The organism is Granulicella pectinivorans, from assembly GCF_900114625.1.
Classification (GTDB): Bacteria; Acidobacteriota; Terriglobia; order Terriglobales; family Acidobacteriaceae; genus Edaphobacter; species Edaphobacter pectinivorans.
In genome coordinates this window covers 287,882-307,564 of record NZ_FOZL01000001.1, presented here as the reverse complement: position 1 = coordinate 307,564, position 19,683 = coordinate 287,882, and the positions used below count along the sequence as shown (strand labels likewise).

Genomic DNA, 19,683 nt, shown 5'->3' with positions numbered 1-19,683 from the left:
TGTTCCGATCTCCCCGTTTTGCTGATTGCCATGGCTGATTTATCCGGAGTGTTTATGCCGCACCCATCGAAGCCACGCACCGTCCCTCTTGCAGGAATTTGCTTCCTCTTTCTCCTGCTTGCAGTGATGGCAGGGCTTTCAGGATGTGGCAAAACGTTGCAGGTTCTCTCGACGTCCCCAGCGCAACCAGGCACCTTGCTGACGCCGACGATCGTATGGGCGGCTCCAGCCTCGATCACGTACGGAACGCCCCTCTCCGCAACCCAGCTCAACGCGACGTCCTCCGTTCCCGGTACATTCGTCTATAGCCCATCGAGTGGATCAATGCCCTCCGCAGGCACGATCCAGCTCTCCGTTGCATTCACGCCGCAGGATCCCACGAAGTATGCTTCGGTGTCGGCGTCGGTCTCTCTCGTGGTCGCGAAAGCTACCCCTCCGATCACATGGGCTGCCCCTGCATCCGTTCTGGTCGGCACCGTCCTTTCCGCAACACAACTCGACGCGGTCGCCAGCATCCCGGGCAGCTTTGCCTACAACCCAGCGGCCGGCTCGAAGCTGCCAGTGGGAACCAATACGCTCCAGGCAACGTTCACCCCGACCGACAGCGCGAACTTTGTGACGGTCTCTGTGACCACAACCTTGCTCGTCACCATCGATCCAAACGCAACGAATATTGAGATTGGAAGCAGCGTTCTGCACCCCGGCATGAAACGCCTCGGGATGAACATCAACGGTCAGAACTTTTATGACTCCGGCCAGCTCTTGCGTAACCTCACGTTCCGCAATCCGGGGTTTGAAGGGGAGACGTGGCAATCGATTCTGCGCTGCTCCAGCGTCACGGCCACAACCTGCACAGACGGAAACACGTATGCACAATGGCCAGCCAACTTCCTCCAGGGAGCGACCTTTGAGTTCATCTATGGAGCTGCTTCGGGGGAGACGGGAACGGTCATCGGCAGTGCTGCCGCCAGTGCCAGCGCGAACGTGGGGACAACCCTCCAGCTCTCATCGCTGGCCACATCGCCGGCGGTCGGCGACTTTGTCGTCGTCAGGAAGAACGTCCCAGGGAATGCGCAGGCTGGCTGGTGGCCAACTACCGGCGGCGGAGGCACGCTCAGCACGGAGTTTACCGATCTCTCGCCGAATACAATCGGCAAGCAGGCCTTGCGACTGACCGCCTCCGGGGCGGGACAATCCGCAAGCGTGGACTCGTACTTCGACAGCACCAACACCCACAACTTCGTTCTTCTCAACGGAGCCTACGTCATCCAATTCCGGGCCAAGGGAGCAGGCGGCAATAACCAGTTGAACGTCTCCCTTGCACGTCAGATCCCGAATGGCAACTACTTCAACCAGACGTTGACCCTGAGCTCCGCGTGGCAGGACTATACCTTACCGTTTATCGCTTCGGAGCCCCCCTCCGTCGCCCCGGGAACACTCGATCTCCACTTCCAGGCGAGCGGCGCGAGCGTTCTTCTCGACGACGTAACGTTGCAGCCGGCGACAGCGACTGCAGCCAACCCCACCGTCTTCCGCGACGAGGTCGTCAGCACCTTGACCTCTTTGCATCCCGGCTCGCTACGCTATATGGATGGCCTGCCCAGCCTCGGCAGCTCCATCGACAATATGTTGACCCCTGCCTTTGGCCGTCTGCGCGCGGGCTCGAGCACGCAGCAGACCGAGCAGGATGACATCGCGATTGGACTGCATGAGTTCCTGCAACTCTGTCAGACTGTCGGCGCAGAGCCCTGGTACAGTTTACCTCCCGCTATCTCCCCTCTCGAGATGCAGAACCTCGTCGAGTACCTCGGCGGCGATGCAACCACGCCCTACGGAGCCAAACGCGCGGCTCTCGGGCAGGTTCTCCCCTGGACCACCGTCTTCCCCATGATTCATCTTGAACTGGGCAATGAACAGTGGAACTACGCGACCTTCCCGGGCAACGCTATCAACGACCCTATCGCTTATGGCAAGCGTGTGGCCACCATCTTCGGGGCAGCCAGGAGTTCGGCCGCCTACAGCCAGAACAACTTCGATCTCATCATGGGGAGCTTCGTCCTCAATCCCTTTTACACTGGCCAGGAGATAGCCAGCAGCTCAGGCTATGACTCGGTCTCGGTTGCTCCCTATCTGCTGTCCACGCTCAACGATACCTCGTCCAACGAAGCCATCTTTGGTCCCTTGTTCGCGCAGCCTGAGATGTTCGATAGTGTCTCGCCCGGCTGGATGGCGCAGCAGTCGAAGATCGTTCAGGCCGCCGGAAAGAAGCTTGTCACCTACGAAGAGAACATCGCCACGACCAGTGGCACGGCTTCGCAGAGTATGGTCAACGCGGTCGTGCCTTCCGTCGCCGGAGGAATTGCGATGGCGGATCACATGCTGCTTCAGATGCGCGACCTTGGCGTCACCACGCAGAATGTGTGGGCTCTGCCTGGATATGCGAACTCGTTCAACAACACCCATGGCGGGACGGAGACCTCTCCCGTCTTCGGTACGGTCATCGATATGGGCGGACAATCGAATCTCCGGCGTCCCGTCTTTCTCGCGGAGCAACTCGTCAACACCGCCATCCTGGCCAACATGTTGAGTACCACCATGACGGGCGCGAATCCCACCTGGAACCAGCCACTCAGCACGAACGACTCCATCCAGTTGAATGGCGCCCATTTCCTTCAGGCATTCGCCTTCAGCGACGGCAACCATCAGCGGAGTGCCGTCGTGATCAACCTCAGCCGCACCTCAGCGCTTTCCGTTACCTTCTCGGGCGCCAATGCCCCAACGGGCACGGTCCTGGTCTCCGGACTCACCTCCGCAAATCTGACCGATAATAACGAGACATCCTCCGCGATCAGCCTCTCGCAGAGTTCGATAACCAACTTCCAAGGAACCATTCCGTACTCCTTGCCGCCCTTCTCGCTGACCGTCTTTACATGGAGTGGCACTCCGTAAAGATGCGTATGCTTACGTAACGGCAGGGAAGGCTCAAGATTCTCATTCAGGTGGAATGACGTTCCTGGCTGCACCATGAAAACAAGAAGACCCTCCAGCGCAATACGCGTGTGCTGGTAAGCGAGGCCCGCGAAGCGCTCAGGCGGGAGATGACCCTCCGCATTGTCGTGTGCCCAAATGTTACTGATGCCCTCAGCGATCAAGAGGAAGAGCTGGAGCCACCCGGCTAATCCAACATGCTCCGCCAAATCGGCATCACGACTGCAAGCGCTTGGATCGACCAGCACATCGCGGAGACTTGCGCTAATATCGTTGAATCATTTTTTGCAGATAAAAGGAGTTTTTGTGAAAGCGTTTACCCGAACAGCCTTCTTGCTATGTACGACGACACTGGCCTGGCCTTCAGATGTCTCAAGTGCTCAGTCTGCTCCAGCCAACGCAGCGTACCAACCCAACCTGACGTCGCTCGAACGACATCCTCTCCCGCAGTGGTACGCCGATGCGAAGCTCGGCGTCATGGTGGTCTGGGGCATCTATTCTGTGCCGGGATGGGCGCCGCTCGTTCATAAAGACCATGACTTTGCCTCTCAGGACTTCATCAAGGACGATCCATATGCAGAGTGGTACTACAACGCCATGCGAGTTCCCGGTTCCCCAACCGAGGCCTACCATCGCGAACACTTCGGGGCGAACTTCGGGTACTACCAATTCGCCTCGCAGTTTGAAAAGGAGAGTTTGAAATGGCAGCCCGAGAAGATGGCCAATCAGCTCAAGAACGCAGGGGTGAAGTATGTCGTTGTTACGACCAAGTTCCACGACGGCTACATGCTATGGCCGACCGCAGTTGAGAATCCAAACCAGCAGGGGATCACCTCCCCACGCGACATTACAGGTGAGTTGACTGCGGCGGTGCGAAAGGCGGGTATGCGCATGGGGATCTACTATTCAGGTGGTTTCGACTGGACCTTCGACCGCGGCCCAGTTCTGACTAATCCGGACTATGAGGCGATCAAGCCCCAGACGGTCGCGTATGGAGACTATGCCTATTCGCAGATGAAAGAGTTGATCTCGCTCTATCATCCCGCGGTGTTGTGGAACGACATCGATTGGCCAAAGACTGGCAAACCGCTTCAGGTGATCGCTGATTACTACAATGCGGTTCCGGACGGCGTGGTCGATGACCGATTCGGCGTCGCGCACGCTGACTTTCAATCCCCCGAGTACGTGAACTTCCATGAGATCCGTTCAAAAAAGTGGGAAGAGGTCCGTGGACTCGGAGCGTCCTTTGGATATAACCGCGCCGAAGGCGAGGCCGAAACCATCTCCCCCAGGGAGCTGGTGCACTTGCTGGTCGACGTTGTTAGCAAGAACGGCAACCTGATGCTCGGCGTTGGACCCGAGGCTGACGGCTCTATCTCGCCGGTGCAGTTGGCGCGTCTACAGGCCCTTGGAGAGTGGCTCAAGCAGAATGGCGAAGCTATCTATGGAACCAAGCCGTGGACCAGAGCGGAGGGAGACACCGGAGAGGCGCTTGGCTTGCGATTCACCCAAAAAGACGGCAACCTGTACGCCATTCTGCTGGATGCTCCCACGACGCGGAGCGTCTTGTTGCATACGGTAACGGCCAGGCCGGACTCGCAGATCTTTCTGCTCGGCGATCCGAATCCCATCTCATGGAAACAGGAGGGAGCTGATCTTAGGCTGCAGCTCCCCATGACCTTGCCAGGAAAATATGCGTACTCTCTTCGCATCGCGCAGCCATAACCCGACGGCAGAGCTACGGTTTGAACGGACTACGGCAGGCGTAGTGCAGAGCCTGCCGCGCAAGTCTTCGTGTCTACCCGCCTGTTGCATTGCCTGTCGTTTCCGGAATGGTGTATCTTAAGCGCTAAAGTATTGGGTTTTACGCCATCCTGGAGTCTTCAGTGCTGTATCGCTCGCTGGGAAACACGAACCTGGAAGTATCGGCTATCGGCTTTGGAGCCGCTCCCCTCGGTGATGTCTTCGGAGCGATGACATCCGCCGAAGCGTCGGCGACTGTGCAGCATGCGGTTGCGTCCGGCATCAATTTCTTCGATGTCTCTCCCTATTACGGTGTGACCCTTGCGGAAGAGCGCCTAGGGAATGCGCTGGTAGGTTCTCGGCACCAGGTACTTCTCGCCACGAAGTGCGGCCGTTATGGAAGCAGCCACTTCGATTTCTCCGCAGCGACCGTCACTCGTGGACTGGAAGATTCCTTGCGCAGACTTAAGACAGACTATGTCGACTTTTTGCAGGTTCACGATGTCGAATTTGGTCCAATCGAGCAGATCGTGCATGAGACATTGCCCGCACTCAGGCATCTCCAGGAAGCGGGTAAGGTCCGCTGGATTGGTGTGACAGGCTACTGGCCAGGGCTACTTGCACGCATCCTAAAGCAGGTCCCCGTCGACACTGTTCTCAACTACTGCCATAGCAATCTGCTCATGAACGATATGGATCTGGAACTGACCCCTGTCGCGGAACAACTCGGTGTGGCTCTTCTGAACGCGTCGCCACTCCACATGGGACTTCTGGCGGGTGGCAGCGTCGCTGAATGGCATCCCGCTCCATCTCCAGTGAGGAATGCCGCCGCTAAGATCGTCTCGCTCTGTCAGACCCATGGGGTGCGGTCTGCCACCGTTGCGTTGAACCATTGCTTATCTCATCCAGCAGTCGCCACCACCTTGGTCGGATTTCGAAGCGTCGATCAGATCGACGACGCGCTTCTCGCGCTGGCAGAGTTTCATGAGCCTGAGCTCATGAAGGAAATACGTGTTATCGCAAGACCGGTCATGAACTCTACCTGGATCTCCGGCCTTGCGGAAAATCAACCTGGAAGACATGCCGCCGCCGAGGCTCCCGTTGGGTTGCAGGCTGACGCAAGAGCATGATGGAGAATGTCCATTGAAAGCCCTATCCCTACTTGCCGCAGGCGACGCTCGCATCACTGAAGTGAATGAACCGACGCACCTCGAAGGCGAGCTGCTGCTCAAGGTCGAAATGGTTGGTCTGTGCGGAAGCGACCTCAACTCATTTCGCGGACGCAATCCGCTGATCAGCTACCCGCGCGTGCTCGGGCACGAGATCGCCGCGACCGTTCTTAAGGGTGACAGCGCTACCCCCGCCGGCACTCGCGTCACGGTATCGCCATACACAAGCTGCGGCCGCTGCTCTTCATGTCGTCGCGGTCGTGAGAACGCATGCCAGGACAATCGGACCTTTGGGGTGCAACGCGACGGTGCCATCACCGAGCGAATCGTGGTGCCCGCGAGCAAAGTGTTTCCTTCGACACTACCCCTCAAGCAGCTCTGCCTCGTGGAGCCGCTCACCGTTGGATTTCACGCCTGTGCTCGCGGTCGCGTCACAAGTCAAGACTGCGTCGCGGTCTTTGGCTGCGGCGGCATCGGCCTTGGAGCTATCTCCGGGGCAGCCTTCCGTGGAGCACGCACGATCGCCATTGATCTTGACGATGCAAAGCTGGAGACGGCGCGACTTGCTGGTGCAACGGAGCTTATCCATTCCGGTCGCGATGACGTCAGTGCCAGGCTGCGTGAGATTACCGGTGGGAGTGGACCCGACGTGGTCATCGAAGCGATCGGCCTGCCAGAGACCTTCCGCATGGCAGTGGAAGAGGTTGCATTCACTGGCCGCGTCGTCTACATCGGCTATGCCAAGGAGCCGGTAGCGTATGAGACGAGATTGTTTGTGCAGAAAGAGCTGGATATTCTAGGATCGCGAAACGCGCAGCCACAGGACTTTCTTGACGTCATCACGATGTTGGAGGCCGGCACGTTCCCGGTTGAGGAGGCGGTCACGGCGGTTGTATCTCTCGACGAAGCACCGAGCATCTTATCGAGGTGGTCAGAGAACCCTGCCGCCTACACAAAAATTATGATTCAACTCGGTTGATGCTCAACTCAGCTCATCTTGTCGCAAAACTCAGTTCTTTGTCTTCGAGAGACTCGCTGATTTAGTCCGCTTTTGTATAGTGCGCAGATGACTCTCTGATTTGCGTTCCGGGGCTTGACTTGACTCACGAACAATCAATTTAGGAGCCACCAGTATGTTCTTGGCTCGAAGTAGTTTCTTATTGCTCGCCAACTGAAGCGCGAGTTCTCCCGCGTGCTCTCCCAGTGCCTTCCGTGGAATATCAACAGAAGAGAGGGGAACACGGAGAGACTCAGCGTAGCGAATATTTCCGCAGCCGATCACTGCGATGTCCTCTGGGATCCGTAATCCCGCTGCGAGAATAGCATTCATCGCACCGATTGCAGCCGGATCGTTGTAGCAGAAGACAGCATCGGGCTGGGGATTGAGCAGCAGCAGCTTGTCCATTGCCTGTTTGCCCGTTGTATCTGCCGACATGTCGCCAAGGGCCCGCTTGATAATGTAACGCTCTGAAACGCGAAGGCCGTTTTGCACCAAAGCCTTCTTGTAGCCTAGCAGGCGATCTTTGGACGTACTCACTTTCTGGCCGCCTATGTGTCCGATGATCCGGCGTCCCTGGTTGATCAGATGTTCTGTCGCCATCTCTCCCACACGCAAATCGTCCGTACCAACAAAATGGACGCCGAAGCCTTTGAAGTTGCGGTCCAGCAGAATGAGGGGAACTTTCTGTTCGATGACCTTCTTCAGGCTTGCGATATTCTCCTGGCATGAGGCAACGATCAGAACATCGACGCGGCGGCGGATCATCTGCTCAATCTCGCGCTTCTCGAACTCAGGATCTTCGTCGGATGCGGCAATTAGCAGATCGTAACCCTTCTTGCGAAGGACGTCCGATATGCTCTTCGCAACCTCTGAAAAGAACGCGTGAACCAGATCGGGGACAATGAGACCGACAATCATCGTGCGGCCTGAAGCTAGCCCCTGAGCGTGCAGGCTCGGTTGGTAATTCAACTCCTGCATCCGGCGCAGCACGCGCTCCCGTGTTGAAGAACCGATGTCGCGGTGATTGTGGAAAACTTTGGAGACCGTCGCGACGGATATCCCGAGGTCATCTGCGATGTCCTTCATCCGAATGGCCATCTGACCCTCATTGCTTGCAAAGCTGAAGTTCGTGAATCGTAGAAATCCGCAACAAAAAATAAACTCAATGGACGGGAGCGAAGAAGAGAGTGAATGTTCTTGCTTGTAGCTTTCCCAAAATACGAACCATTGTCAAGATCGGTTCAGTGGAGGAGTTCGCCTAGACAACAGGGATGCTGGCGAAAGAGCTGTCAGATCTCGCCATCCTCCCTGTTGTCTGGGTACCGCAGCCCTACACAACCCCCTCCACCCGCACTCCGAACACGTGATCGCCACGCTGCGTCTTTGGCAGCTCGATGACGAGGGCGTTCGGGGTCTTCTTCCACTTCAGCAGGTCTCCGCCATCTACCATGCGAACCGCATGAGGGGTTTGTGAGGCAAGCGAACGAATCTGCAGCTTGCCTGAAGAAGGCCATGCCATCGCAAACGCGAACAACGCGCCCCCTTTCGTCGTGAAACGGATATCGTCCGCAGTATAGTTGAGTTTGTTTTCGTTAAACATGGCACCCGTTGGGCCGTTTGTTCCTTCGCCAAACAACTTCCAGGGGCGAGTTGCGTAGATGGCTTCCCCGTTGGCCGCCATCCATGTCCCCATGCTCTCGATAATGCTCTCTTCCTTGGCATCCAAGGTACCGTCCGCCCGCAGTGGAAAGTTGAGCAGCAAGTTGCCATTCTTGCTGACGATATCTACCAGCATGTGGAGAATTGTGGTCGGCGTCTTGTATTCGATCTCGCGCTTGTAGTACCAGTCCCCGATACAAGTGTCTGTCTGCCAAGGGTCGGCGACGATGCCATCTTGTACTCCGCGCTCCAGATCGCGGACGCACATGCCGTCTCTGTACTGGCCCCCGTCCTCTACCTTCTTACAGTTGTAGACAGCCTCGAGACGGCCAAGCCGCCGCGCATTGGCGTTATAGAAGTGCGCCAATAATTCGCGTCCATGTGCCCCGAACGGAAGGCTCCCATCGCTATACAGCAGGTCTGGATCGTAGCTATCCACCAGATCTTTGATGCGGTTGAACCACTCCACCTGGAACGATTCCGGGACATCGCGATACCACTGCTTCCACTCACGGCCAGCATTGCCTTCGTGATAGAGACTGTAGTTCGCCGGATTCGCGCCGTCATAGGGCACCCCAGCGAATGGGCCCGCTTTGTCGGCGCCCTTGGTGATGCCGTACCAGTTGTAGCTCGCCGCAAGATGTTCGGTCACTCCAAAGCGGAGTCCATGCTTGCGCACCACAGCTCTCCATGTGCCGATAATGTCCTTCTTGGGACCCATCTTGTAGGAGTTCCATCCATGGAACTTCGAATTCCAGCAGTCGATGTTGTCGTGATGCTGAGCGATGGCGCAGAAGTACTTGGCACCAGCCTTCTTATACATTCCCATCAGGCGATCGGGATCCCAGTTCTCTCCATGCCATAGCGCGACGATGTCCTTGTAGCCAGCCTTCGACGGATGGCCATAGCGCTTCAGGTGATCTTCGTATTGGGCATGCCCTTCGACATACATATTGCGCGCATACCAATCGCCCATCTCTGGGACCGCCTCGGGGCCCCAGCAGTTCCATATTCCGAGTTTCGCATCGCGGAACCACTCCGGTGCCTTGTAGGCCGAGAGGGAGTCGAGGGTGGGGTGGAACATGGGCTCTTCCGCCCGGACATACTTTCCACCCAAGGCCGATACACCGGTCGCACCAGCCAGCGCTACAAATGCTCTACGGTTGAGTTTCATCGATTCGCTCTCCTTCAAGCGTACTGTTGCGTGTTTGTTGTGGTTACCCCAGAGCCATTGCGAATCAAACCAAGTCTGACCCGAACGGAACTGCTCTAGGGTGCCAGAAGAGAGTTGATCGCATCGTGCGAAGGCTCCCGCGAAGGGCCAACTCGTTCGTGTCCAGACTGGCCAAAGTAGGAGTAGCCGGCGATCAGGATGTAGCCAGCCAGTGGAATGGTGTAGGCCAGCGCAATGCTCGAACTTCTATCCGCCAGTACCCCCATCAGAGGAGTCAGCACGGCTCCGCCTGCGATCGCCATCACCAGCAGGGAGCCTCCAAGCTTGCTGTCCGAGCCGAGTCCTTGCAGGCCAAGTGCAAAGATCGTCGGATACATCAGCGACATGAAGAAGCTGGTCAAGAAAATCATCCACACACCGACCCAGCCAGGATGCAGCACCGCAATCGCCACCAGCACGACATTGATCACGGCATAGGCTCCCATCAGCCTCGCAGGCGTATAGAACTTCATCAGGTAAGCCGAAGCAAAGCGGCCAATCCCGAACATGACCAGAGTGCCGGTGAGAAAGTATGCAGCCACCTTCTCGGGCTGGCCGGTGTACTCCTGGACATACTGAATAAAGTAGCTCCACGTTCCAACCTGCGCCCCTACATAGAAGAACTGGGCAACAATGCTGAACAGTAGTCGCGGTTGCCGCACCAGTCTGCTCGCGCTTCCGGAATTCGATTGCACCGGGACAACATCGACAACATCGTCCTTCAACAGGGGGAACGTGGTGCGCCAGATCAGGAAAGCAAACACAAAGGCAACCATGCCCATCCATACGTAGGGCTGCACCACCCGCAGTGTTTCGAACCGCAGATAGGCTTGATAGGTGTGCTCTTGCTTCAAGGCCGCGATCTTTGCGGCACTCAGCTCCACGCCGGATAAAATTGCCATCGTCCCGATAAGAGCGCCAACGATCGATCCCAGCGGATTGAATGCCTGCGAAAAATTCAGCCTGCGCTCGGAGTTCTCCGCTGGCCCCGCAAGTGCGATAAACGTGTTCGAGGCCGTCTCGAGGAAGGCAAGCCCACTGGCCATCACGAACAGCGCCAGAAGAAAAAATGAATAGCGACCCACCAACGCAGCGGGCCAGAACAGCACCGACCCGAGGCCGAAGAGCAGAAGCCCAAGAATGAAGCCAGCTTTATATCCGGCCTTTCGCATGTAAAGGGCAGATGGCAACGCCAGAAGCACATACCCCATATAGAACGCAGACTGTACAAGCCCTGCCTGAAGACGCGTGATGGCAAAAGACTTCATGAACTGACGGATCAAAATATCGTTCAGGTTATTCGGAATACCCCATAAGAAGAAAAGTGCAGTCACCATTACAGCCGGCACAAGACTGCCTTTCCCGAACATAGAGCTACCATGCGTCTGCTTCACACCGCCATGCCGTGTTTCTGAAACCATCAACGAAGCTCCTGATCCGATTTACAAAACGCCAGCAAACACTTCTGTTTCAAACGAAGCTTTCTTCAGGAGGCGAGTCTTGCTGTTAACGACGCGACCCTCCCTCGCTCAATGATTCACGCCACTTGCCAGAAACCCACCGTCAACCGAGAGGATCTCACCCGTGATGAACGATGCAGAAGGCGACGCAAGAAACACTGCGGAACTCACGAGTTCCTGGACGTCGCCAAATCTGCCCATAGGAGTTCGTGTCAAAAACTCGCGGCCCCGCTCCGTATTGTCCAGCAGATGGGCATTGATTCCAGTGCGAAATACTCCGGGAGCAATGGCATTGACTGTTACTCCATGGCGCGACCACTCGACCGCCAGTGACTTCGTCAGCGACCCTACAGCAGCTTTGCTGGCACCATACGCCGCCACCTCATAGAATCCGCGAAATGTGGTCATGGAGCCAATGTTGATAATTCTTCCATAGCCACGTTCCAACATGCCTTTTCCAAAGATCTGGCAACCGCGAAGAGTCCCCTTGAGATTTGTTTCCACAATGCTGTCCCACATGTCCTCGGGGAAGTCGAGCGTGGGTGCGCGGCGCGTCATGCCAGCGCAGTTGATCAAAATATCTACCTTGCCCCATGCATGCAAGGTCTGGTCGCACAACGTCTGCAGTGAGTTGCGATCGCACACATCGGAGGTGATGCGCAGCGCTATGCCCCCCCTGGCTTCGAGTTCGGTCGCAACCTCATCGACCTGCTCTGCCCTCCGGGACGAGGCGACCACCGCCGCACCGGCATCAGCCAGCCCAAGCGCCATTGCACGACCGATTCCTGTCGTTCCCCCAATCACCACCGCAACATGTCCTTCCAAATCGAACAGTGACGTCTTCGGGAGCTTCCCCTTTTTGTCTGATTCCAGCCTCGGCTTATGCACGGCAGCCTATCTCCAGTTGCGGCGCATCCTGGTGCTTGTACATCACGAAATATTCACGGTGGCCCAGCGCCTCCGGCTTGCTCAGTGTCCCCGAGGCAATATCCCCCACGAGTTTCATCAACTCCTCCGCCGCTTCGTCGAGCGTGCTCTCACCGCTCAACACCTTGCCTGCATTGAAGTCCATATCGTCCTGCATCCGCTCATACGTGCGTGTGTTCCCGGTCACTTTGATCAACGGTGAGATCGGGCTGCCAATCACGCTGCCTCGTCCGGTGACAAACATCACCATGTGCGCACCAGTTGAAATCAGATCCATAATTCCCTCGGTATCGTTTGGGTTGGTATAGCCGAACTGCATGAAGTGATCGTCGGGGACCGAATCGAGCAGCCACAGTCCCGCATGCGGCAAACGCTCCGATACTCCAACCACACCTTCAATCGGCTGACTCCCCGATTTTGCAAACGCTCCCATGCTCTTCTCTTCAATCGTCGTGAGACCACCGGCGAAGTTTCCTGGCGAGATCGAGTACTGACGCACCGACTTGCAGTACCGCTCTGCCTTGTCATACGACCGGTTCAAACGCAAAGCTGCCTCTTCATTCGCGGCCCGCGATACCAGCACGTCGCGCAGTCCGATCATCTCTACCGTCTCCTCGAAGACAGCGCTTCCCCCACAGTCAATCAAACGATCGTAGAAGCGGCCAACCACAGGATTGCCCGCCAGCCCTGAGGTTCCATCCGAGCCGCCGCACTCCGCCCCGATCACCAGATCCCGCCAAGTCATCGAGACATGCACCGTCTTCTCGGCAAGCTTCTTCCGCAGAGATGCCAACTCTTCCTTGCCTTTAGCAACACCGCTGCGCGTCCCGCCATGATCCTGGATGAAAAACGACGCGCTCGGCCTTCCCGATCCTCGGGCTACCTCCGCCAAGCGAGCAGGCTGCGTGTACTCACACCCCAGCCCGATGACAAGGCAAGCTCCCACATTGGGATGTGTCGCAAGCGCCTCCATCAACCGAATTGCGTACGCGTTGTCGTAGCATCCCGCGAACCCAACCACGTGAACATCCGGCTCACCGTTCGCAACGGCATGCGCCACAAAGCTCGCACATTCCACCGTATACAGCACAAGAATCAGGTTTCGTATTCCCTTGCGTCCATCCTCGCGGAGATAACCGTCCCAGCTTCGTTCAGTCATGGCCGATGTCCCTTCCTGCGTCGTGCGGGATCTCCAGCCGGTTGGAACGTTCGTCCACTCGGCTGGCGCAATTGTGAAGGTGGATCCACGCTCCTACCGGGATGGACCGTGTCGCCACTCCAATCGGAACGCCATACTTGATGACGAGCTCTCCCGCAGCAATCGCACGTGTGCAGACCTTGTGCCCCAGAACTACCGGCTCAAGCAGCACGACAGTCGCTTTTGCGCTCAAGCCCAGCAGCGCAACGCTTTCCGCTTCCGCGTCTTCCAGCAATGTGGCAACATTGTCTTCCGCCTGCACTTGGAAGCACCGCTTCGTCATGAAATCACTCACTCTCGTTTACAAAATCCCAAACGTGTGGAAAGCTTCCGTACTCGACATGCCGGCCTCGATCGCCTTCCGCACGACCTTCTCCCCCTTGGCCTTCGCCAATGCCAGCTCGATCACCTGCTCTTCCACGCATCGTGGAACGACAACTACACCATCGAGGTCCGCAACGATGAGATCTCCTGGATCGATCGCAACCCCGCCAATCTCGATGCGGCAACCGAAGTCGACAACCTTGGATCGAACTCCGGCATCCTGCGCGTAGCGTCCACGGCTGAACACAGGCCAACATTGCTCCAGGACTCGTGGAGTATCACGATGAAACCCGTCCAGAATTGCACCGGCCCCTTTCCTCACCTTTGCGGTCGCAGTCATAATCTCGCCCCAGGCCGCGCAGTTCATAGAGCCGCCCGTGGCGATGTAGATATCGAACGGGTTGATCGAATCCAACACCTCGGTCATCTTTCCGAAGGGTGCGAGCTGCTTCCCCCAGGCATCCGCAATTTGGACGGGCAGAGCTCTGCCAACCAGACGCATCTCCTGCTGCATCGGCTGGATAGCCTGAGGCAGAAACTGATGAAAATATCCAAGGGTATCGAGAATATCCCCAATCACGGGTGTATAGAGTGTCGACCGGATCAAGGCGAAGCGCTCGCTCTCGATTGTGCTTGCCAAACTCTGCTCTGACAATGTGCCTCCTCCAGCATGTAGGCCATCAACTTGTGCTGTGCCCGACCCGAAATATAGGCGGCTCTTCGTTCCAATGTCAAGAACTTTAGCGCTTTCGTAAACTTTTCAGCGCTATCGCACTCTATCCGGACAACTGCGAGAAGCGTGAAGACGCAAGACGGCGATCCTTCCATCTTGGCGCGTCGTCCAAACCTCCCCTCGCTCCTCCGAAAGCTCGCCAAAGTTGCACCGCAACGCCAATGAAGCTCCCGGCGTTTTCCGTAATCGAGGGGGCTAAAAAGAACGCATTCGCTTACGAAACCGCTAAAGTAAAGAATTTTATTGACACGTCTGAGCGGACTCCCTATATTTTTCCGCGCTGAACATTCTCGACTTCCTCGTGCACGGAGATCGCCCGCTCTGAGCCCAATCGGTCTGAATTGGAAACAACAAGTGGATCGTACGGATGAATTCGGGTAAACGATTTCCAGAACGCAGGACAAGAGACTCAGGCCACTGAACAGCAAGCGATTCCACGAAGCACCATCACAACGGCAAACGCATTGAAAGCCTGCCGTTCAAATTCTCGGGAGACCTACCCATGACGATGCAGTCTCGCTCTAAAGAGTTCCACCCTCTCGATCTTCTCGTTCGTCACACGCAAAATCCTGTTCGCCGGATTTGTGCCGGACTCTTAGCGGCCCTCACGATCCTCTGCCTCGTATCGGCAACTCCGTTGCAGGCACAGACCACCCAGGCCTCCGTCCGTGGCAACGTACACGACAAGGACAATGCCGTCATCGTCGGCGCGACCTTGAAACTCGTCAACGTCGAGACGGCCGTCGCCGCAACGACGGTGACGAACCCGAACGGCGACTACCTCTTCGTGAACATCAATCCCGGCACCTACACCCTGCAGGCGTCCTATCAGGGATTCAGTCCACAGAAGCTCAAGCCGTTCCTCCTGCAGGTCAACCAGACCAGTACCCTCGACTTCCGCCTCGCGGCGGGAACGCAAGAGGTTGTTGAGGTAGAGGCTGTCGGGCAAGGCATTCAGGCCTCCAGCTCCGAACTCGGCCTCACGCTGACCTCAAAGCAGATCGAAGATATCCCCCTGAACAGCCGCAACTTCACCTCGCTGCTCACCACCGCGCCAGGAGTTTCGCCCGTCGTCGTCTCGGGAAGTCAATCGGCGAGTTACACCACCTCCATCGGTCCAGTTATCATCCCGTCCGTCAATGGACAAGGCAACCGAAGCGACATCTTCGTGGTCGACGGTATCCTCGATATCGAGACCTTCGGAAACGCCTATGCCGTCCAACCGATGATCGATGCCATCCAGGATCAAAAGCTCCAGTCGCACAACGACTCAGCCGAGTTCGGTGGCAGCACGGGTGGAACCATCAATGTTGCAACCAAGTCCGGCACCAACGTCTTTCATGGCTCGGCCTGGGAGTACAACAAGAGCCCATCCCTTCAGGCAGTCCCTTACTTCTCCACCTCTGTGCCGCAACAGAAGCAAAACCAGTTCGGCGCAAGCTTTGGTGGGCCCGTCATCATTCCTCATCTCTATCATGGCAAGGATAAGACCTTCTTCTTTGCCGCCTATGAGGGATTCCGTCTCAACAGTCCGAGCACAAGCTATTACTTCGTGCCCACACCTGCCCAGCTTGCCGGAGACTTTACCGCGGCCGGTCTGCCCAAGATTTACGACCCTGCCAGCACCGTTTGCACTCCCAGTGGCACCTGCAGTCGTACGCAGTTCTCCTACCAGGGCATTCTGAATAAGATCGCTCCAGGGCGGCTGAATCAAGGGGATATTGCTTACGCGAAGTACGCTCTTCCCGCCTACACTTCGACGCCGCTTCCCATCGGCAATGCCTTTCAGAACTCTCCCAGCACCCAATCGTTGAACTCATTCGATGCTCGCATCGATGAGACGATCGGAGCGAAGGACTCCGCCTACTTCCGTTTCATGAACATCCGCGGCAACCAGACCGGCGGCCCCAGCCTGCTTCCAAACAGCACCATCACCAGCGGCTATTCCTTCGTGGGCAGCTACGCTCACGTCTTTGGGGCGAACCGCGTCTTGCACGTTCAGGCCGGCAGAACCTACGAGAATCGTAACTCCATCCAGCGCTTTGTGGGTGTGCCCTCCAACCTCTCCTCGCTGGTTGGATTTCAATCCGGTCTCGACTCCGGCTATGTGACAGTCGGTAACCTCGTCCCCGGCATCTCGGCCGACGGGTACTTCGGAGCACAAGGGGAGTCCGGGACACCGCAAACCACTGCCAATAGCTGGTCGGGCAAGGGAGACTTTACCCAGGTCGTTGGCAAGCACACCATCAAGACCGGAGTTGAGTTCAACGGCATCGGCGAGGCACAGGATATCCAGTACGCAAACATCCAGATGCGCGCCCAGGAAACCAACAGCCTCCTCGGCGATACGTCCGGCGATGCAGCAGCATCCTTCGTCCTCGGCGTTCCTGGCGCCTTCACGAAACGCAACGTCGTTGAGTCGCTTAGCTTCGGTGGTGTTTTCAGTTACTACTTGCAGGATCAGTTCCAGATCACTCCCGCACTCACCCTTAACGCTGGGCTACGCTACGATCTCGCCTTTATCCCAAAGTTCGGTAGACCGCAGGATGGCAACCAGTCCGTCGGAAACTATGACTTCAACAATGGCACCTACATCGTCTACAAAGTTCCTGGCTCCTGCGCCAGCCTGGGCACAGCGCCTTGCATTCCAACTCCGGATGGTTCGCTGCCCGCTCACGTTGTTGCAAGTACGGACGGGCGCGTCTTCCAGAACCAGTACAACAATCTACAACCTCGCCTCGGTGCCGCCTACCGCATCGGGCCGCAGACTGTGGTCCGCGGTGGAATCGGACTTGCCTTCGACAACTACGCAGCACTCGTGCAGAACGTTCGCGGCGTCAGCGGAAACTGGCCCTCAGTGGCTCAGATCGCCCAGACGGGCATCAACAATCCCACCGCAGCTAATCCGTTCCCCGGATATACCACGCAGAACCTTCCGGCCCTCACTGCACTCCCCTCGGCGACCCCGTTCAACCAGTTCAACTGGTTCGTCGATCCAAACACCAAGGACGCCTACTCGCTCCAGTACAACCTCGGCGTTCAAAGGCAGCTCGACAAGACGACTGTGGTCTCTGCCTCCTACGTCGGCTCCATCAACCGGCGCCTCAGCGTTGGCGGCTACTACAACGTAGCCACCACGCCCGGCCCAGGAGACCCGACGGCACGCCGCCCCTACTCCTACATTCAACCCACCTACTACACGCGCAGCAACGGCTCGGGCAACTACAACTCCCTCCAGGTCCAACTCACCCGCTCTCTCTTCCGCGGACTCGCCGCAACCGTCGCCTACACCTGGTCCAAGTCGATCGACGAGGGTTGCTCCGGCTTCTTCGGAACGGAAGGCTGCAACATTCAGCAGATCTATAACATTCGTGCGGAGCGCAGTGTATCTGCGTTCAATGTGCCGCAGAACTTCGTCGCGACCTACAACTATCAACTCCCCATCGGAAGAGGGAAAGCGGTCAACATCAACAGCCGCGCACTCGACCTTCTGGTCGGGGGCTGGGAGACCAGCGGATTCGTCCGGCTCCACAGCGGTACTCCCTATACCGTCAACATCAACACCGATATCGCCAACATCGGAAACACCGGCTACGAACGCCCCAACATTACCGGCCCAACGAACGCAGTCAATCAGTCTCACAAAAACTGGCTCAACCCGAACGCCTTTGCCATCCCCGCCCAGTACACCTACGGAACGGAAGGCCGCAATAGTCTTCGCACCCAGTTCTACAACAGCTTCGACATGTCCATCTTGAAAGAGGTCCCCATCTACGATCGCTTCCATGCAAGGTTCAATATCGATGCATTCAACGTCTTCAACCATCCCATCTTCGGCCAACCGGACTCAACCCTCGGAGATGCTCAGTTCGGGCAGATAGGAGCTACGGCCAGTGGCTCCCGATCCATCCAACTGAGCGGAAAACTGATGTTCTAGGCACCCTTCCGGGGCGGAGGCTCTCTGCCTTCGCCCCGGCGAGCGTATCCTTGCATTGACCCAGCCTTCCATGATCTTTCACCCCAAATCACCGATTGCGTCTCGCCAGACATGCATGGCAGCCCTCATCACCTGCATTTTCATTGGCGTCTTCAGTACCAACTTCGCGTCTGCGCAGACCTCTTCCAGAACCACCACAGCCGCGTCGGGGCCGGCTAACCGCTCCCTGTACCTGCAGGCGGAGCAGTTCGCGGCCTCGAATCGTCTTGCTGAGGCCGAGGCCGTGCTCGCCAAGGCCCAGACTCTCGATCCCAGCGACATCGATGTGCTCCGTCTTAGCGCCAAGGTGAAGGGACGCATGGGTGAGTATCAGCAGGCCATAGATCTCTTTCGTAACGTCGTGAGGCTCCAACCGAAGATTGCCGAAAACCATCTTGATCTTGCCTTTGCCCTGGCCGATGCGCTCCAGCTCGATGCTGCGCTGTCCGAAACCGCTGCCGCGTTGGCTCTTAGGCCCCGCTCTCCGCAGGCTCACCTCAATCGTGCCCGCATTCTCGCTGACCTGCATCGCAACTCGGAGGCGGCCAGGGAGTTCGCCATCACCAGCAAGCTGGAGCCGGACAACCCCGCCATCTTCTTCTATTGGTCGCTCCTCGAACGCGAAGAAGGCCATCTCGCCCGCGAGATTGAACTGCGGCAACGCGTGGTTCAACTCCAACCCACCAACGACCGCGCCTTCTTCTACCTGGGCCGCAGCCTTGCAGAGCAGTCCAGGCATGCGGAGTCCATCGCAGCTCTACGCCGCGCCGTCGAGCTCAATCCGCACGCTGGCGATGCCGTCTACATGCTAGCCCGCGAGCTCAAACCACAGAACCCGGATGAATCGCGCACCCTGATGCAACAGTTCAACCAGGTTCGCATCCAGGACGCCAGGCTCGACCCCATTAAGACGCTGGGGAATGAGGCCTACGCCGCATCGCAGCAGCAGGACTGGCCGCGGGCCATCGAACTCCTCCACAACGCCCTTTCCCAATGCGGAGACTGTTCCATCGCGGCAGGTCTCCACCGAAACCTCGGCCTCGCACTCTGCCACATCGGAAATCTCAATGAAGGTGCCGAGGAGCTTCATACCGCCCTCAGGCTCAATCCCGACGATCGTGACGCTGTCGCAGCTCTCAACATCATTCAGAGATGAAGAGCCCGAACGCTAACCCGCCAGCACGATTTTGCAACGCTGCTGTCGTCCCTGTATAGCCCAGGCGTCGTTCTCAAGCGGACTGTACTTACGAGCTCAATCTCATCTGGTGACCTCCCGGTTGCCACATTCCTCGT

At 57.3% G+C, this 19,683-nt stretch carries 13 protein-coding genes; 6 read left to right on the top strand and 7 right to left on the bottom strand.

From position 1 onward, the window contains the following. The first annotated feature begins 156 nt into the window (after positions 1-156). The 4 genes from BM400_RS01205 to BM400_RS01190 all read left to right on the top strand — a co-directional run bounded on the left by BM400_RS01205 (position 157) and on the right by BM400_RS01190 (position 6,879). Entirely contained in the window at positions 157-2,949 is a 2,793-nt protein-coding gene (locus BM400_RS01205) for a hypothetical protein (protein WP_089835854.1), read from the top strand. 312 nt (positions 2,950-3,261) lie between these two features. Then, a complete protein-coding gene (locus tag BM400_RS01200; RefSeq protein WP_245781618.1) occupies positions 3,262-4,713 on the top strand; it encodes an alpha-L-fucosidase in 1,452 nt (483 codons plus the stop codon). A gap of 161 nt (positions 4,714-4,874) precedes the next feature. After that, positions 4,875-5,861, top strand: a complete 987-nt coding sequence (locus BM400_RS01195) for an aldo/keto reductase (protein WP_217644064.1) — start codon at positions 4,875-4,877, stop codon at positions 5,859-5,861. Positions 5,862-5,874: 13 nt separating this feature from the next. Continuing rightward, complete coding sequence (locus tag BM400_RS01190) at positions 5,875-6,879, top strand: zinc-binding alcohol dehydrogenase family protein (RefSeq protein ID WP_217644063.1); 1,005 nt, start codon at positions 5,875-5,877, stop codon at positions 6,877-6,879. 30 nt (positions 6,880-6,909) lie between these two features. Here the strand turns inward: BM400_RS01190 and BM400_RS01185 are convergent, their stop codons facing one another. The 7 genes from BM400_RS01185 to BM400_RS01155 form a co-directional block, all read right to left on the bottom strand. Continuing rightward, a complete protein-coding gene (locus BM400_RS01185; protein ID WP_089835848.1) occupies positions 6,910-7,998 on the bottom strand; it encodes a LacI family DNA-binding transcriptional regulator in 1,089 nt (362 codons plus the stop codon). 232 nt (positions 7,999-8,230) lie between these two features. After that, the gene (locus BM400_RS01180; RefSeq protein WP_089841357.1) at positions 8,231-9,733 is read right to left on the bottom strand and encodes an alpha-L-fucosidase; all 1,503 of its coding nucleotides are present in this window, start codon (positions 9,731-9,733) and stop codon (positions 8,231-8,233) included. Between the two features lie 95 nt (positions 9,734-9,828). Further along, positions 9,829-11,142: an L-fucose:H+ symporter permease gene (fucP, locus tag BM400_RS01175; RefSeq protein WP_089835846.1), complete on the bottom strand. Its 1,314-nt coding sequence runs from the start codon at positions 11,140-11,142 to the stop codon at positions 9,829-9,831. Positions 11,143-11,301: 159 nt separating this feature from the next. Continuing rightward, positions 11,302-12,120, bottom strand: coding sequence for an SDR family NAD(P)-dependent oxidoreductase (locus BM400_RS01170; protein ID WP_245781617.1), 819 nt, complete (start codon positions 12,118-12,120; stop codon positions 11,302-11,304). Then, complete coding sequence (locus BM400_RS01165; RefSeq protein WP_089835844.1) at positions 12,113-13,318, bottom strand: UxaA family hydrolase; 1,206 nt, start codon at positions 13,316-13,318, stop codon at positions 12,113-12,115. Before BM400_RS01165 ends, BM400_RS01170 begins: the two co-directional genes overlap by 8 nt. After that, positions 13,311-13,640: a UxaA family hydrolase gene (locus BM400_RS01160; protein WP_217644060.1), complete on the bottom strand. Its 330-nt coding sequence runs from the start codon at positions 13,638-13,640 to the stop codon at positions 13,311-13,313. The genes BM400_RS01165 and BM400_RS01160 overlap by 8 nt, the downstream gene beginning before the upstream one ends. An 18-nt stretch (positions 13,641-13,658) precedes the next feature. Continuing rightward, the gene (locus BM400_RS01155; protein WP_217644059.1) at positions 13,659-14,321 is read right to left on the bottom strand and encodes an RraA family protein; all 663 of its coding nucleotides are present in this window, start codon (positions 14,319-14,321) and stop codon (positions 13,659-13,661) included. 595 nt (positions 14,322-14,916) lie between these two features. Here BM400_RS01155 and BM400_RS01150 point away from each other — a divergent pair. Then, positions 14,917-18,351, top strand: a complete 3,435-nt coding sequence (locus BM400_RS01150) for a TonB-dependent receptor (protein WP_089835837.1) — start codon at positions 14,917-14,919, stop codon at positions 18,349-18,351. Positions 18,352-18,466: 115 nt separating this feature from the next. Further along, positions 18,467-19,546 carry a tetratricopeptide repeat protein gene (locus BM400_RS01145; RefSeq protein ID WP_175528807.1) on the top strand — a complete coding sequence of 360 codons (1,080 nt, stop codon included), beginning with the start codon at positions 18,467-18,469 and terminating at the stop codon, positions 19,544-19,546. The last annotated feature ends 137 nt before the right edge of the window (positions 19,547-19,683 follow it).